Source organism: Natrarchaeobius halalkaliphilus, from assembly GCF_003841485.1.
GTDB classification, from domain to species: domain Archaea; phylum Halobacteriota; class Halobacteria; order Halobacteriales; family Natrialbaceae; genus Natrarchaeobius; species Natrarchaeobius halalkaliphilus.
In genome coordinates, this window is sequence record NZ_REFY01000002.1 from 431,489 (window position 1) to 445,993 (window position 14,505).

The 14,505-nt window shown below is 62.9% G+C and carries 11 protein-coding genes and 1 pseudogene; 5 read left to right on the forward strand and 7 right to left on the reverse strand.

From position 1 onward, the window contains the following. Positions 1-11 precede the first annotated feature (11 nt). From ftsZ to EA462_RS05745, 3 genes are all read right to left on the reverse strand, one after another. Positions 12-1,163, reverse strand: coding sequence for a cell division protein FtsZ (gene ftsZ / locus EA462_RS05735; RefSeq protein ID WP_124177605.1), 1,152 nt, complete (start codon positions 1,161-1,163; stop codon positions 12-14). Positions 1,164-1,321: 158 nt separating this feature from the next. Further along, on the reverse strand, positions 1,322-2,710 hold the full coding sequence (locus tag EA462_RS05740) for a D-aminoacyl-tRNA deacylase (RefSeq protein ID WP_124177606.1): 1,389 nt from the start codon (positions 2,708-2,710) through the stop codon (positions 1,322-1,324). A 44-nt stretch (positions 2,711-2,754) separates the two neighbouring features. Further along, the gene (locus EA462_RS05745; RefSeq protein ID WP_124177607.1) at positions 2,755-3,699 is read right to left on the reverse strand and encodes a calcium/sodium antiporter; all 945 of its coding nucleotides are present in this window, start codon (positions 3,697-3,699) and stop codon (positions 2,755-2,757) included. A 208-nt stretch (positions 3,700-3,907) separates the two neighbouring features. On the opposite strand from EA462_RS05745, the gene EA462_RS05750 reads away from it, so the two are divergent. Then, complete coding sequence (locus EA462_RS05750) at positions 3,908-4,351, forward strand: pyridoxamine 5'-phosphate oxidase family protein (RefSeq protein WP_124177608.1); 444 nt, start codon at positions 3,908-3,910, stop codon at positions 4,349-4,351. Positions 4,352-4,510: 159 nt separating this feature from the next. On the opposite strand, the pseudogene bioB reads toward EA462_RS05750, so the two are convergent. Together bioB and rbcL are read right to left on the reverse strand one after the other, a co-directional pair. Continuing rightward, positions 4,511-5,548 (reverse strand): annotated as a pseudogene (gene bioB / locus EA462_RS05755) (biotin synthase BioB); the annotation flags it as partial. 113 nt (positions 5,549-5,661) lie between these two features. After that, on the reverse strand, positions 5,662-6,912 hold the full coding sequence (gene rbcL, locus EA462_RS05760) for a type III ribulose-bisphosphate carboxylase (RefSeq protein WP_124177610.1): 1,251 nt from the start codon (positions 6,910-6,912) through the stop codon (positions 5,662-5,664). 145 nt (positions 6,913-7,057) lie between these two features. Between rbcL and EA462_RS05765 the strand changes: the two genes are divergently transcribed. Together EA462_RS05765 and EA462_RS05770 are read left to right on the forward strand one after the other, a co-directional pair. Then, entirely contained in the window at positions 7,058-7,834 is a 777-nt protein-coding gene (locus tag EA462_RS05765) for a hypothetical protein (protein ID WP_124177611.1), read from the forward strand. Positions 7,835-7,943: 109 nt separating this feature from the next. Next, complete coding sequence (locus EA462_RS05770; RefSeq protein WP_124177612.1) at positions 7,944-8,240, forward strand: hypothetical protein; 297 nt, start codon at positions 7,944-7,946, stop codon at positions 8,238-8,240. Between the two features lie 59 nt (positions 8,241-8,299). Here EA462_RS05770 and sucD read toward each other — a convergent pair whose 3' ends face one another. Further along, the gene (sucD, locus tag EA462_RS05775) at positions 8,300-9,172 is read right to left on the reverse strand and encodes a succinate--CoA ligase subunit alpha (protein ID WP_124177613.1); all 873 of its coding nucleotides are present in this window, start codon (positions 9,170-9,172) and stop codon (positions 8,300-8,302) included. Continuing rightward, positions 9,169-10,320: an ADP-forming succinate--CoA ligase subunit beta gene (gene sucC, locus EA462_RS05780; protein WP_124177614.1), complete on the reverse strand. Its 1,152-nt coding sequence runs from the start codon at positions 10,318-10,320 to the stop codon at positions 9,169-9,171. Before sucC ends, sucD begins: the two co-directional genes overlap by 4 nt. 321 nt (positions 10,321-10,641) lie before the next feature. On the opposite strand from sucC, the gene ppsA reads away from it, so the two are divergent. After that, complete coding sequence (gene ppsA, locus EA462_RS05785; protein WP_124177826.1) at positions 10,642-12,984, forward strand: phosphoenolpyruvate synthase; 2,343 nt, start codon at positions 10,642-10,644, stop codon at positions 12,982-12,984. A 434-nt stretch (positions 12,985-13,418) separates the two neighbouring features. After that, positions 13,419-14,504 carry a tyrosine decarboxylase MfnA gene (mfnA, locus tag EA462_RS05790; protein WP_124177615.1) on the forward strand — a complete coding sequence of 362 codons (1,086 nt, stop codon included), beginning with the start codon at positions 13,419-13,421 and terminating at the stop codon, positions 14,502-14,504. The last annotated feature ends 1 nt before the right edge of the window (position 14,505 follow it).

A 14,505-nucleotide genomic window follows, 5' to 3' on the forward strand; every position in this document is an offset into this window, starting at 1 on the left:
TAGATCGCCGCTTAGTCGACGAAGTCGATGTCGTCTTCCATCTCGGGCTGGACGGCATCGCCCTCGGGACGGCCGTAGATCTGAGGAGACTGGACGCCGGTGACGACGATCATCGTTCGCATGCTGCCCTCGAGCGTCTCGTCGATGGAGGTTCCCCAGATGATGCGCGCGTCGGGATCGATCCGATCGTAGATCTCTTCGACGACGCCCTCTGCTTCCTCGATCGACATGTCGTTTCCGCCGGTGACGTTGACGAGGGCGGAACTCGCACCGGAGATATCGACGTCGAGTAACGGCGAACGGAGCGCGGTTTTGACGGAGTCTTCGGCTTTCGCTTCGGAGTCGGACTCACCGAGGCCGATCATGGCGACGCCGCCGCGTTCCATTACGGTTCGAACGTCTGCGAAGTCGAGGTTGACGAGGCCGGGTTTGGTGATGAGTTCGGTGATGCCTTTGACCGAACGCATCAGGACCTCGTCCGAGACCTTGAACGCCTGCCGGACGGGAAGCTTGCCGACGGAGTCGAGCAGCCGGTCATTGGGGACGACGATCACGGTGTCCGAGACGTCGCGAAGACGCTCGAGACCCGCCTCGGCGTTCGTCCGACGGACCTCGCCTTCCGCGGTAAAGGGCGTCGTGACGATCGAGATCGTCAGCGCGCCGGCTTCGCGGGCCGCCTTTGCGACGACCGGAGCAGAGCCCGTTCCGGTTCCGCCGCCGAGTCCCGCCGTGACGAAGACCATGTCCGAGCCGTCGATCGCATCGTAGATGTCCTGTTGGCTCTCGAGGGCGGCTTCCTCTCCGACCTGCGGGAGCGATCCGGCACCGCGACCGCCGGTTTTTTCCTCGCCCATCAGGATTTTCGTGTCGGCTTCGATCTCCACGAGGTGCTGGACGTCGGTGTTGGCGGCGACGAGTTTCGCGCCGTGAATGCCTTCCTCGTGCATTCGATCGATGGTGTTTCCACCGGCACCGCCACAGCCGACGACGGTGATATCGGTCTGGAGGTCCTGCAGAACGTCTTCGAGTTCGTCGTCGGTCATCGTTCCCGTTTCCCGACTGCTCCCGGACGAAGCGCCGTCCGCCGACTGAGCCTCGTCGGGAACTGTCGATGGGTCCCCGTCTTCGGCCTCGTCGATGGCATCGTCGATGAGTGAATCCATTCTTGCGATCACCTAACGGGCGGAGCATAATTACCTTTCCCCTGTGCGTCAGCCAATCGTCTGACACGTTATGGTTGTATTACTTGTCGAATTTTAATAAAAAGCAGAACGGTTCTCGTACACCAGTAGTATTGTACTACTATTCGAGATACAACATCTCATATAGCGAACGTTCGCGTTCGTCGAACCCACACGCGTTCGGGTTCGATAGTATCACCGTCGACGGTAACCGACTCACCATCGGCCAGCGTGCCGAACTTCGGTCCTTCCGGAACGCCCGCTTCTCGAGCCAGACCGGGATCGAAGGCCCGTCTTTCGACAACGACAGCGTCGCCGGTGATCGCCACCGACTCGTATTTCTCCTCGAGAACCGCCGCGAGTTCCTCGACGATCGCCACGCGCGGAGTGCGGTCGTCACCGCGGCCGTCGTCGACCGCGTCATCGGTGTTTGTGACATCATCTCGAGAACCGGTCCCGGGAACCGCCGCTCGGTCACCGATTCGACTGCCGCCATTGTCGGTCGTGAACGCGATGCTGTTACGCTCTATAACCCCGCGAACCTCGTCGGGATCGATCCCTTCGGCCGCCTCGACGAGTTCGGTCGGCAAGTCGATCACGACGACCGGCGTCTCGCGCCGCACACCGAAGCGAACGCCGCTATCGATCGTTCCCAGATCGGTTTCGACCGTCGCGACCAGTGTCAGCGGACGGTCACCGACCTCGCGCAGCCACGTTTCGCTGACCACGTCGTATCCGAGTTTTTCGAGCGTCGTCTCGAGAACTGGCCACTCCCCGTCGAGCAGGGCGAATTCGGCGTTGCTAGCTTCGAACGCGGCTTCGATGAGATCCTCGTGGGTGCGGGGGTGATCCATCGCCTCGAGCGCCCAGTCGGCTGCGACATGTCCCACCGCCCATGGCGTCTCGCGGACGATTCGTTCGAACCGGGGTGCGTAGTGGTTACCTCCGAAGCCGACGACCTGACGGCCCCGGTGTGGAGCGACGCCTCGAAGTTTCAGAATCGCGCGGGCGACTGCCCGCGAGCCGGCGGGATCGTCCCACTGTTCGTCGCCGCTGCCGAGTTCCGCAAAGAGCGACGGGCAGCCGACGTCGGTCGGCCCGTGGTGGGTACACTCCATTCCCACGTCGTAGCCGTCCGGTGCGTGCTCGTCGAACGTCTCGAGCAACCGGACGAGCGCGTTCGGACACGCGGTGGCGACGGCGTTGGTATCGCCGCCGAACTCGGCGGGACCGAAGTTCCCCGTGAAATGGCCGGTCAGGAGCGCACCGGTGTCGCCCGAGTGTCGCGAGGCGAACGCCAGCAGATCCGGATCGCACTCGAACGCCGAATCCGGTCGCTCGAGGTCGAGATGAAAGTCGTCGAACGAGCGGAGTTCCATCCGATCGGTTCGGTAGTAGGTGCCGCCGCCGTCGGCGTCCGGTCGTCCGTCGTCGGTACGCTCGGTCCAGTCGACGAGGTCGCGAAGCTCGTCGCAGATGTGGACCGACGCCCGGTCGGCGCGGCTCTCGACGATCGCGAGGTCGCTCATACCGTTCTTCCGGCACCGGATGCGGTTAAGTCGCCGGATTTCGCTTACGGGAAGAGGAGATACACGAAGACGCAGTACCCAATGACGAGCGCGCCGCCGTCGAGCCTCGAGAGGCGACGATCGTATCCCATCAGTCCGACCAGAACGACGGTGAACAGTATCAGCGCGGGGATCTCGAATCGGAGCGTCTCCGAGGCGACGGAGATGGGCGTGATGAGTGCGACGACCCCGAGGACTGCGAGAACGTTGTAGATGTTCGATCCGACCACGTTGCCGATCGCGAATCCGGTTTCGCCGCGAACGGCCCCGACGACTGACGCTGCCAGCTCGGGGAGGGACGTCCCGAGAGCCAACACGGTGAGGCCGATGAAGAGATCCGAAAAACCAAGCATCGAGAGCAGTTCGGTCCCGCCGCCGACTAACCACCGCGAGCCGACGACCAGCGCGACCAATCCGCCGAGGACGAGAGCGATATCCCGACGTCGGATACCCTCGCCTGCGTCAGGTTCGTCCACGACCGACGCGGGATCCGCACCGACGTAATAGAGCAAGTACCCGGTGAACCCGGCGAGAACGGAAAGAAAGATCGCTCCCTCGAGACGACCGATCGTCCCGTCAGCGCCGAGGACGGCGAGCAATAGAGCCGCAAAAACCATGAACGGAACGTGGCGACGCATGACCGTCTCACTGACCGTCAGCGGCTTGATGAGGGCCGCGACGCCGAGGACGAGCCCGATGTTCGCGACGTTCGACCCGAGGACGGCTCCCAGGCCGATGTCGGTCGAGACGTCGAGGGCCCCGATGAGCGCGACGAAGAGTTCGGGAGCGGTCGTCACGAACGCGATCACCGTCACGCCGACGGTCGCAGCACGGAGCCCAATCCCGAACGCGAGGCGTCCGGCACCGGCAACGAGTAACTCGGCACCGACGTACAGCGCAACGACACCCGCCGCCAGGACGAGCACGGAAAACCCGGTCCCGGAGAACATGTGCGTGGCTACTCGAGAACGCCCTAAATACTGATCGCTGCCCAGTGACGCACCACCGAGGGATCGACCGTCTCTCGAGTCGACCGACCGCCCCCACAAATCGACCGATCAGCGCGAACGACGGTCGGTTTCCCGACAGGTCGACCGGAACGAGACCCGTAGGCAAATCCTGGTGAGGATTTTTGTGCTACACGTGGTAGCACCGCCCATGGACGGATTACGCTGGGTTCAGTTGACCGATCGGGAACGTACGGCGTTTCTGGGGACCGGCGGAACTGGCGTTCTCTCCTTCGGAACGGAATCGACGGATCCACCGGCCTCGCTCCCGGTTTCGTACGGCTATTTCGACGACGATCAGGCGTTCTACTTTCGCCTGTCGTTTCCGGAGGGGACCACCAAGGACGACGTGATCGAAAATCCGGTATCGTTCGTGACCCACGGCGAGACGGACGACGGCTGGCGAAGCGTGATCGCAACCGGGACGTTAGAGGAGCTAGGGGAGTTCCCACACGAGTCGGTCGAAGTGCAGGGAATGTGGGCGGTCGATATCCCCAAGGTCGACGTCTTCGACCGTCCGCGAGACGAGATTCCGTTTCACGACTTTCGACTGGATCCCGAGCGACTGACCGGTCGAAAGAGCGTCACAGAGTGATACGGTTTGCTGTGACTTTTTACCGGAGCGACCGCGAGCCGTCCTGCGGTCGATCCGGTAACGACTTACAGTAGACCGTATGAGACGCTCGTCGTCGACGCGGGAAATCTGGCCTGGAGTCGAGTCCGGGAGATTACCGACTCGAGAGACGGAACGTTATCGATCGGTGATCGCGTCCGGGTCGAAGTCGTTCGTAGCTCGGTTCGGCTCGAGTCCGGCCCGATCGACGACCTCGAGATCCGCGGCGGGTGATTGACCGTCCGTCGTGAGGTAGTCCCCGATCAGGATGCCGTCCGCACCAGCCTCGAGCGGGCGGTGCTGTTCGTCGGGGGCCAGATTGACCTCGCGTCCACCCGTGAGTCGAACCCGCGCCTCGGGGTGGAGCAGTTTGTAGACGGCGACGGTCGCGACGATTTCGTCGGTCGTGATCTCGACGTTGCGATCCGCGAGCGGCGTGCCTTCGATCGGGTTCAAGACGTTCACCGGCAGCGACGAGACGCCCATCTCCTGAAGGGCGATAGCTGCATGGACGCGATCGGTCGGCGTCTCGCCCATGCCCAGGATTACCCCCGCACAGAGCTCCATGCCGGCTTCCGTTGCGATCTCGAGCGTTCGGACGCGGTCCTCGAAGCTGTGCGTGTCGACGATTTCGGGGAAGTACCGCGGAGAGGTCTCGATGTTGTGATTGTAGTGGTTGATCCCGGTGTCAGCGAGAATATCGGCTTCCTCGCGGGTAAGGATGCCGAGCGAGGCGTCGACCTCGAGATCGCACTCGTCGCGGACGAGCCTGATCGCCTCGAGGACCTCCTCCCACTCGTCGGGGCGGCGGTCCTTCGAGACGCCTTTCTCCGCGAGGACGATGCCGAAACGCTGGGCACCGTCCCGTTCGGCTCGTTTGGCCGCCTCGAGAACCCGCTCCGGGCCGAGGAACTCGTAGGTGTCGATGCCGGTGTCGAAGTGGACCGACTGCGCACAGAAGCCACAGTCCTCGGCGCAGTTGCCCGCCTTCGCGTTGACGATCGAACAGGCGTCGACCGTCCCGTCACCAAAGTGGTCGCGAACCACGGACCCGGCTTCCGCGAGCGCCTCGACCGGCTGTGCGATAAGCGCCAGTCCGTCGGTTCGATCCAGGCGTTCACCGGCGAACACCCGCTCGAGCGCGTCGTCGATCGTTTCGTTTCCAGTCTCGTAAACCACAGACGAATGAGTTGTTGACGGAAGGATAATTCTTGTGACTTTCCGGCGACAGATCGCCCGACGAACAGCGTCCCGGAGTCGGTGGTCGATGAGAGGCGAGCGGTGGCGGCCCGCTACCGCGGCGTCTCGGCTCCCCACTTCTCGAGTGCGGTCGCGAGTTCCTCGTGCTCTTCGGCGTCGGCCTCGAGCGAGACGCCCTCGAGGCTGGCCTCGGTGGCCTGCCGGAGCGCCTTCGCGCCGGCGTGCGTTCCGTCCGGATGGCCGTGGATGCCGCCGCCGGCCTGAATACAGATGTCCGTCCCGAGCGCGTCGATCAACTGGTCGACGACGCCGGGGTGGAGCCCGCCGGAGGCGACCGGCAGGACCGGCTGCAGACCGTGACACTCGCCGTGGAGCCAGGCGTTGATCCCGGGCGTATCCTCGTTCTCGAGTTTGCCGAGGCCCGCGGTTCCCGTGTGAATGTGGTCGACGCCACAGAGGCGCGCGATCTGTGCGATGACGCGCATCGAGACGCCGTGGTGGTCCGTGCGGTCGAAGGCGGCGTGCATCGCGCGGTGGGCGTGGATCGCGAGGCCGTGGTCTGCACAGCGCTCGCGAACCGTCTGGACGGCCGACCAACCGCAGGTGATCACGTCGATCATGACGAACCCGCCGCCGTGTTCGGCAACCAGATCGACGCGCTCTAACATCTTGTTGGTCTCGGCCGTCACGTTGACGAGGTAATCCTTTCGCTCACCGACGTCCTCCTGGACGCGGTCTCTGGCAGCGAGACTCTCCGCGAGTCGGTCCTCGAAGGGGTTGAACGCCTGATCGGTGAGGTTCTCGTCGTCTTTCAGCAGATCGATACCGCCGCGCCAGGCGGCTTCACCGACGTCGACGTGGGCCGACGTCGACAGCCCGACCTTCGGCTTGGGAACGGTCGCGAGGACCGGACGCTCGCCGGCGTCGAGCAGCTCGTTGGCGACGCTCGTTCCGAACTGCGGCCCCGGAAACCCGTCGACGATCGACGCTGGCCAGGTACAGTCCTCGAGTCGAATCGAGTCGACGGCTTTCATCCCCATTATGTTTCCGGCGATACACGAGAGTATTTGTGGCATGCTCCCCGTCTCGAACAGATCGGCGGGATAGGCAACGGTTACCCGGCTGCCGTCGATCCCGCAGGCGACTGCACCCAGATCGGTCAACTCGGCCTCGTCGACGTGTAACGCGGCCCAGGTTCCGTTCGACGATTCGGAGGCGACTCGGCTCGCTGCCGCCTCCATCGACATATCGGTCGCTGGATCGATCGTGAACGTACAGACCAGATCCGTCGACGCTGGTTCGTACTCGAGGTCGAGGAAGTCGTCGTACTCGATTCCGGTCATGGCAACTGCCGTTCTTCGTTTCCTCGAGTAATAAGGATTGGCGCGAGGACCACGTGACGAAGCCGACCGGAACCGATTACGTTCGTGACAGTAAAAATTCCAAAACTTAATTATCTGTGATAATGTACTAGAACAGAGCGAGTCCATGACCGACAGTACGATCGACGACAAACCGGGTGACGGCGGGTTCGACGTCGGGTCGAGTGCCGACGAACTGTTCGGGGAGATCGAAGAAGAGCCTCTCGAAGCGGATGTCGATCGATCGGACGAGGACGGGGACGAAACAGGCACAGAACACGAGGGAGAACCGGCCGATGAAGACGACACCGGCGTCGAAGATCAGACGGCTGCAGCCGTCTTCGGGCAACTGAAAAACGAGGTCGTCGCTGACGGAGCGGACGGCGTCCTCGAGGACGAAACTCCGGAGGAGATCATCGCGGGTGCGGACGAACCCGATCCCGAGCCGGCGGAACCGATCGACGACGACCTGCTCGCGGACGAAGACGAACTGGCGGATCTTCTGCTCACGGAACGGACCAAAGGCGAAGAGTTCCTCTGGGTCGATTCGGGATCGTCGACCGAGGATACTGGGACCGAACCGGATACGGCTCCTGGTTCTGACGCGAAATCACAGCAAGGTGAGACGTCCGAAGTCGATCTGGAGGCCGAGACAGCGGCCACCCCGGAATCGATAGCCGACGAAAACGTCGACTCCGGATCGAACGGCCGTGACTCGAGTCACACCGACGACGCCGAGGCGATGGACGACCGTGTCGATGGGGGCCTCGAGGTGACGGACGAACGAATGGATGAGGGCTCCGACGTCGATTCGCCACAAGACGATAGCGACGTATCGGAGACCGACGGCGATACGGGTGGCGTGATCGGTTGGATTAAGGCCACGATCGGGCGGGTATTTTGAGCTCGTTTTGAGATCGATCGGGAGTGGCGTTCGTGGGCGTAACTGTTCGTGATTGACCTCTAGGCAGAGTGCGAATCAGAGCTATAGGAACGGCGCGTGTTCTGGTACCATGGGACATTCATATCGTACGGAGCCCGATCCGCCGGAAGAGCCGACCGAACGCAGTGAATCCGACGCTCGAGAAACCACCGACGCGCTCCGGAGCGGAGCGTGGGTCGCGATTTCGTCGATATTCGGACTGGTATTCCTCGTCGCAACGCTGACGCAACTCATTCGAGTGCTCGTTCCCACGTCACCCTACGGCGGACCGACGCTTCTCAACTGGCTGCTGTTCGTGGCCGTCGTCCTCGCGTTCGCCGTCGCCGTGACGTGGAGCTGGCGAGAGCGGACCACGATTCCGCAGTAACGACCGCTATACGAAATCCGTGTGGTGAAACCCCGTCGCTACAGCTGGTTATCGACCGATCACTCGAGGAACGCTTCGATGTGATCGGCGACTTCCTCGGGCGTATCACCGACCGGAACGCCGGCATCGTTCAGCGCGTTGATCTTGCTCTCTGCGGTGCCGGTCCCCGACCCGGAGACGATCGCACCCGCGTGACCCATGCGCTTGCCCGGCGGGGCGGTCCGACCGGCGATGAAGCCGGCGACCGGCGTGTCGACGTGTTCGTCGATGAACGCGGCGGCTTCCTCTTCGTCCTCGCCGCCGATCTCTCCGCACATGGCGATCGCGTCCGTCTCGGGATCGTTCTCGAACAACTCGAGAGCGTCGACGAAATCGGTGCCGATGATCGGGTCACCACCGATGCCGATGGCGGTCGTCTGGCCGATACCGCGGTTGGTGAGGTTATCGACGACCTGGTAGGTCAGCGTCCCGGACCGAGAGACGAGACCGACGTTCCCCGAAGAGAAGATGTTTCCGGGGAGGATACCCAGTTTGGCCTCGCCGGGTGTGATGAGGCCGGGACAGTTCGGACCGACGAGTCGCGTCTCCGTCTCCGAGAGACGCTTGTTGACCCGCGCCATGTCCTGCGTCGGGACGCCCTCGGTGATCGCGACCGCGAGATCGAGGTTCGTATCGAGCGCCTCGAAGATCGCGTCGCCCGCGAACGCGGGCGGAACGAAGATGACGGACGTATCGGCGTCCTCTTCTTCGACCGCCTCCTCGACCGTATCGTAGACCGGAACGCCGGCGGCTTCCTGACCACCCTTGCCGGGAACCGCACCGGCGACGACGTTGGTACCGTACTCGATCATCTGTTCGGCGTGGAAGTTGCCCTCTCCGCCGGTAATTCCCTGTACCACGACGCGCGTGTCGTCGTCGACTAATACGCTCATTGTTCGTTCACCTCCGCGGCGTACTCGACGGTACGCTCGACTGCATCCTCGAGGGTCTGTTCGACCGTTACGAGGTCCTCGTTCAGAATCTCCATTCCCTCTTCCCAGTTCGTTCCCGCCAGCCGAACGACGACCGGCTTTGGAATCTCGTCGAACTGCTCGAGCGCCTCGTTGATCCCCCGGGCGACCTCGTCGCCACGGGTGATGCCGCCGAAGATGTTGAAGACGACGCTGTCGACGTTGTCGTCGGAAAAGACCATGTCGAGCGCGTTCGTGATTCGGGACGCCTTTGCTCCGCCACCGACGTCGAGGAAGTTCGCCGGCTCGCCGCCGTAGTAATCGACGAGGTCGAGCGTCGTCATCACCAGCCCCGCACCGTTGCCGATGATCCCGACGTTACCCTCGAGGCGGACGTAATCGAAGCCGTACTCGTCCGCCTTCTGCTCGAGTTCGTCGCCGCCGGTGGCTTCTTCTTCCATCTCGGCCAGCTCGGGCTGGCGGAACAGGGCGTCTTCGTCGATGTTCATCACGGCGTCGGCGGCGACGACTTCGTCGTCGCTCGTGACCATGAGCGGGTTGATCTCGGCATCGGAACCGTCGCGGCTCTCCCAGAGGTCGTAGAGCGTCATGAGAACGCTCGAGACGTCGCGAGCGACGGTTCCGTCGACGTCCGCACCGTAGACGGCTTTACGGGCCTGATACGGATGCATGCCGAACGACGGATCGATGTGCTCGGTTGCGATGGCACCGGGGTCTTCTTCGGCAACCTGTTCGATGTCGACGCCGCCTTTCGTCGAGACCATCGCGACGGGCTTGCCCTCGGCACGGTCCATCGTGATGCCGACGTAGAGTTCGTTCGTAAAGTCGACGGCCTCTTCGACCAGAACGCGGTCGACGTGGTAGCCTTTGAGATCCATCCCGATGATCGACTCGGCCGCCTCGCGGGCCTCGTCTTCGTCCGATACGAGTTTGATCCCGCCGGCTTTCCCCCGTCCACCGACCTGTACCTGCGCTTTGACTGCGACCGGATACCCGATCTCCTCGGCCGCGGCGAGAACGCCGTCGACGTCGGAGGCGAGTTGTGATGCCGGCGTCGGTACCCCGGCATCGGCGAAGACGTTCTTCGCCTGATATTCGTGGAGTTTCATAGGCATTCGAACGGGTGTGCTGGCCTTGCTTAAATCCTGTTAGTTTCCGCCGTCAGCCCCGCTCGACCACGCGTATCGGGCGTCTACCGTCGGAGTGTTGAAAGGTCGAGAGCCACACCACGAGCGCGAGCGCTTTCAGGGGCGAATCAGCACGAGATACCTGGTAAGTACCAGCGAACAAATAGAATATGGGTTGAATGTACCGTCTCGCTGAGTGGCGAAAATCACCACTACGGGTAGAACATCATTCGATTATGAGTTGTGATTTGTGGCGATTATTCGCAACCTTCTTTAGCCACTCACATGTCCACGCAGATAGAGATGGCTGTACTCTGGCTGGACGAGATCAGTGCCGGCGACCTCGAGACGGTCGGCGGGAAAGGTGCTTCCCTCGGTGAACTTACGGGTGCTGGGCTGCCGGTTCCGCCGGGGTTCGTGGTGACTGCGGGGACGTATCGATCGTTCATCGAAGGTGCCGGGATCGACGACGAGCTGTTCGAGTCCGTCGACATCGATGCCAACGACTCGAGCGCACTTGCGGACGCTGCCGACCGCGCGCAAGAACTGATCATCGAAACGCCGTTTCCCGACGAGCTGCGCGAGGAGATCCTGGCCGCGTACCACGACGTGGGAACCGACGGAGAGGCGTTCGTCGCGGTTCGGTCGTCCGCGACGGCCGAGGACCTGCCCGACGCCTCCTTTGCCGGCCAACAGGAGACGTTCCTGAACGTCACGGAAGACCAGCTCCTGAATCGCGTTCGCGAGTGCTGGGCCTCGTTGTTCACACAGCGGGCGATCTACTACCGACAGGAACAGGGATTCGATCACGCGACGGTCAACATCGCGGTCGTCGTCCAGCAGATGGTCGATGCCGAAAAGTCCGGCGTGATGTTCACCAGCCACCCCTCGACGGGTGATCCGACGATGATCATCGAAGCCGCCTGGGGGCTGGGCGAAGCCGTCGTTTCCGGAGCGGTCTCACCGGACAACTACGTCGTTCCTCGAGACGAGGGAGTGACCGACGTCACCGTCGCCGAAAAGAAGGTGATGCATCTCAAAGATCCCGAGACGGGCAAAACCGTCGAGCGGGACGTTCCGGATGACAAACGTAATGCGCGCGTGGTCAGCGACGAAGAAATCGATCAGCTCGTCGAACTCGGTGAGCGCGTCGAGAATCACTACGACGAGCCCCAGGACGTCGAGTGGGCGATGGTCGACGGCGAAGTCTTCATGCTCCAGTCCCGCCCGATCACGACGATCGACGAGGCGGCGGAAGACGACGTCGATTCCACGGCCGCCCCGCGGACCGCCGCAGGCGTAACTGACGGAAGCGGCAGCGTCAAAGCCGATCAGGCGAGCGTCGATTCGGAATCGGAAAACGGCGGCTCCGGCGAGATCCTCGTCGACGGGCTCGGATCGAGTCCCGGGATCGTAAGCGGCCCGGCGAAGATCGTCAAAAAGCTCGACGATCTCGCGAAAGTCAGCGACGGGGACATCATCGTCACCGAGATGACGATGCCCGATATGGTTCCAGCGATGAAACGCGCCTCCGGGATCATCACCGACGAGGGTGGGATGACCAGCCACGCCGCGATCGTCTCTCGAGAACTCGGCGTTCCCGCGATCGTCGGGACGACCAACGCGACGACCGTCCTAGAGGACGGCCAGGCCGTTACCTTAGACGGCGAGAAAGGAGCCGTTCTCGAGGGAACGGAAGTCGAACCCGAAGACGAAACCGAGCCGGTCGAGGAGGTCCGCCCGCAATCGCCGGTCAAGCCGATGACGGCGACGGAGGTGAAGGTCAACGTCTCGATCCCCGAAGCGGCCGAACGAGCGGCTGCGACCGGTGCCGACGGCGTCGGCCTCCTTCGAACCGAACACATGATCCTCTCGCTGAACCAGACCCCCGAGAAGTTCATCGAGGAAAACAGCGCGGACGCCTACATCACGGAACTCCTCGAGGGAATCCGGAGCGTTGCCGACGAGTTCTACCCCCGCCCCGTCCGCGTTCGAACGCTCGATGCACCGACGGACGAGTTCCGCCAACTCGAGGGCGGCGAGGACGAACCCAAAGAGCACAACCCGATGCTCGGCTACCGCGGTATTCGCCGTTCGATCGATCGAACCGAGGTGTTCGGCCACGAACTCGAGGCGTTCCGTCGACTCTACGACCTCGGCTACGACAACGTCGAGATCATGTTTCCGCTGGTCAACGACGCCGAGGACGTCTACCGCGCCAAACAACGCATGATCGAGGCGGGGATCGATCCGGACAAGCGCAAGTGGGGCGTGATGATCGAGACGCCCGCATCGGCGCTCTGCGTCGAGGAGATGGCTGCCACCGGCATCGACTTCGCTTCCTTCGGAACGAACGACCTCACCCAGTACACGCTCGCGGTCGACCGCAACAACGAGCACGTCGCGGATCGATTCGACGAGCTTCACCCCGGCGTCTTGCGGCTCATCGGTGACGTCATCGAAACCTGTCGCGAACACGACGTCGATACGAGCATCTGTGGCCAGGCCGGCTCCAAACCCGACATGGTCCAGTTCCTCGTCAACGAGGGCGTCAGCTCCATCTCCGCGAACATCGACGCCGTCCGCGATGTCCAACACGAGGTCAAACGCGTCGAACAGAAACTCCTGCTCGAGTCGGTTCGGTGACCCCCTGAACGGGACGATTCGGCTTACTCATCGGTGCGCTCCACCGGAACGGCTTCCTCCTCGATTTCGCCATAAAACGAACGAAGAGCGGCTTTCGTTGCCGAGTAGACCACGATCCAGATGACACCGAACAGGATGAGGATTCCGGTGACAGGCTCGACCGGACTGTCAATTTACGAGTGTATGTGTGAAGAAATTATCGATCGAGTACTGTTGGGTAGTGCTGTCCTGGGCGACGCAGCACTGCCCGTGATGAGGAACCACTCCACGACGCAATCTCGAGGATACCGAAGAGAACGTGAGGCGAGAACTCGTCCCGGTGACGAACGTGCGAGAGCGATCCGAGCGAATACGAAACACCGTCGAACCGCGCTACTCGACTCGTTTGTCGGCCAAACGCAACGCATAAGCGATCGACCGTTCACGTCCCTGATATGCAGATGGAGCCGCAGCCGTTCGACCGGGTGCTCTCGTCGATGTGTACGGAACCCCACCCGGTGGCACGCGAGGCGGCCGAACGGTTTCTCGCGACGAACCCCGGGGATCCGGGGACCTATCGGACCGTCTCCGCACTCGAGGACGATGCTATCGCCATCCTGGGCGAGATCGCCGGCCTCGAAGAGCCGGCAGGCTACGTGGCGAGCGGCGGGACGGAAGCGAACGTTCAGGCCGTTCGGATAGCCCGCGAACGTGCCGACGACCGTCGACCGAACGTCGTCATCCCCGACTCCGGTCACTTCAGCTTTCACAAGGCTTCGGACGTTCTCGGCGTCGAGTTGCGGGTCGTTCCGACCGACGACCGCCACCGGGCCGACGTAGCGGCTGTCCGCGCCGCCGTCGACGAGGAAACGGCGCTCGTGGTCGGCGTCGCGGGATCGACCGAGTACGGCCGCGTCGATCCGATCGTAGTCCTCTCCGAGATCGCAGCCGATGCCGGCGCTATGTGCCACGTCGACGCCGCCTGGGGCGGATTCGTCCTGCCGTTTACCGACTACGAATGGCACTTCGACCACGCGGCGATCGATTCGATGACGATCGATCCCCACAAGATGGGACAGGCGGCCGTTCCGGCGGGCGGATTGCTCGTTCGTTCGTCCGACCTCCTAGACGAACTCGCCGTGGACACGCCGTATCTCGAGTCGACCGATCAGGCGACGCTCACCGGGACCCGATCGGGAGCAGGTGTCGCCAGTGCGGTTGCGGCGATGGACGAGTTGTGGCCCGACGGCTATCGCGGCCAGTACGTTCGCTCGCAGAACAACGCCGAGTGGCTCGCAGGTGCGCTAGAACAGCGCGGATACGCGGTGGTGGAACCGACACTGCCGCTGGTCGCCGCCGACATCCCGCAGTCGACGTTCGACGCCCTGCGCGCGGAGGGATGGCGTCTCTCCAGAGCAGCGACGGGCGAGGTTCGGATCGTCTGTATGCCCCACGTCACTCGAGAGATGCTCGCTTCGTTCGTCGACGATCTGGATCGTCTCGAGTCTCGGTCGAGTGCTCCCACGGCGGGTGACGACTGAT

Excerpts from the sequence above, each read along its gene's own strand:
- ftsZ (WP_124177605.1), bottom strand. The coding sequence starts at position 1,163 with ATGGATTCACTCATCGACGATGCCATCGACGAGGCCGAAGACGGGGAC.
- EA462_RS05740 (WP_124177606.1), bottom strand. The coding sequence starts at position 2,710 with ATGAGCGACCTCGCGATCGTCGAGAGCCGCGCCGACCGGGCGTCGGTC.
- EA462_RS05745 (WP_124177607.1), bottom strand. The coding sequence starts at position 3,699 with ATGTTCTCCGGGACCGGGTTTTCCGTGCTCGTCCTGGCGGCGGGTGTC.
- EA462_RS05750 (WP_124177608.1), top strand. The coding sequence starts at position 3,908 with ATGGACGGATTACGCTGGGTTCAGTTGACCGATCGGGAACGTACGGCG.
- rbcL (WP_124177610.1), bottom strand. The coding sequence starts at position 6,912 with ATGACCGGAATCGAGTACGACGACTTCCTCGACCTCGAGTACGAACCA.
- EA462_RS05765 (WP_124177611.1), top strand. The coding sequence starts at position 7,058 with ATGACCGACAGTACGATCGACGACAAACCGGGTGACGGCGGGTTCGAC.
- EA462_RS05770 (WP_124177612.1), top strand. The coding sequence starts at position 7,944 with ATGGGACATTCATATCGTACGGAGCCCGATCCGCCGGAAGAGCCGACC.
- sucD (WP_124177613.1), bottom strand. The coding sequence starts at position 9,172 with ATGAGCGTATTAGTCGACGACGACACGCGCGTCGTGGTACAGGGAATT.
- sucC (WP_124177614.1), bottom strand. The coding sequence starts at position 10,320 with ATGAAACTCCACGAATATCAGGCGAAGAACGTCTTCGCCGATGCCGGG.
- ppsA (WP_124177826.1), top strand. The coding sequence starts at position 10,642 with ATGGCTGTACTCTGGCTGGACGAGATCAGTGCCGGCGACCTCGAGACG.
- mfnA (WP_124177615.1), top strand. The coding sequence starts at position 13,419 with ATGCAGATGGAGCCGCAGCCGTTCGACCGGGTGCTCTCGTCGATGTGT.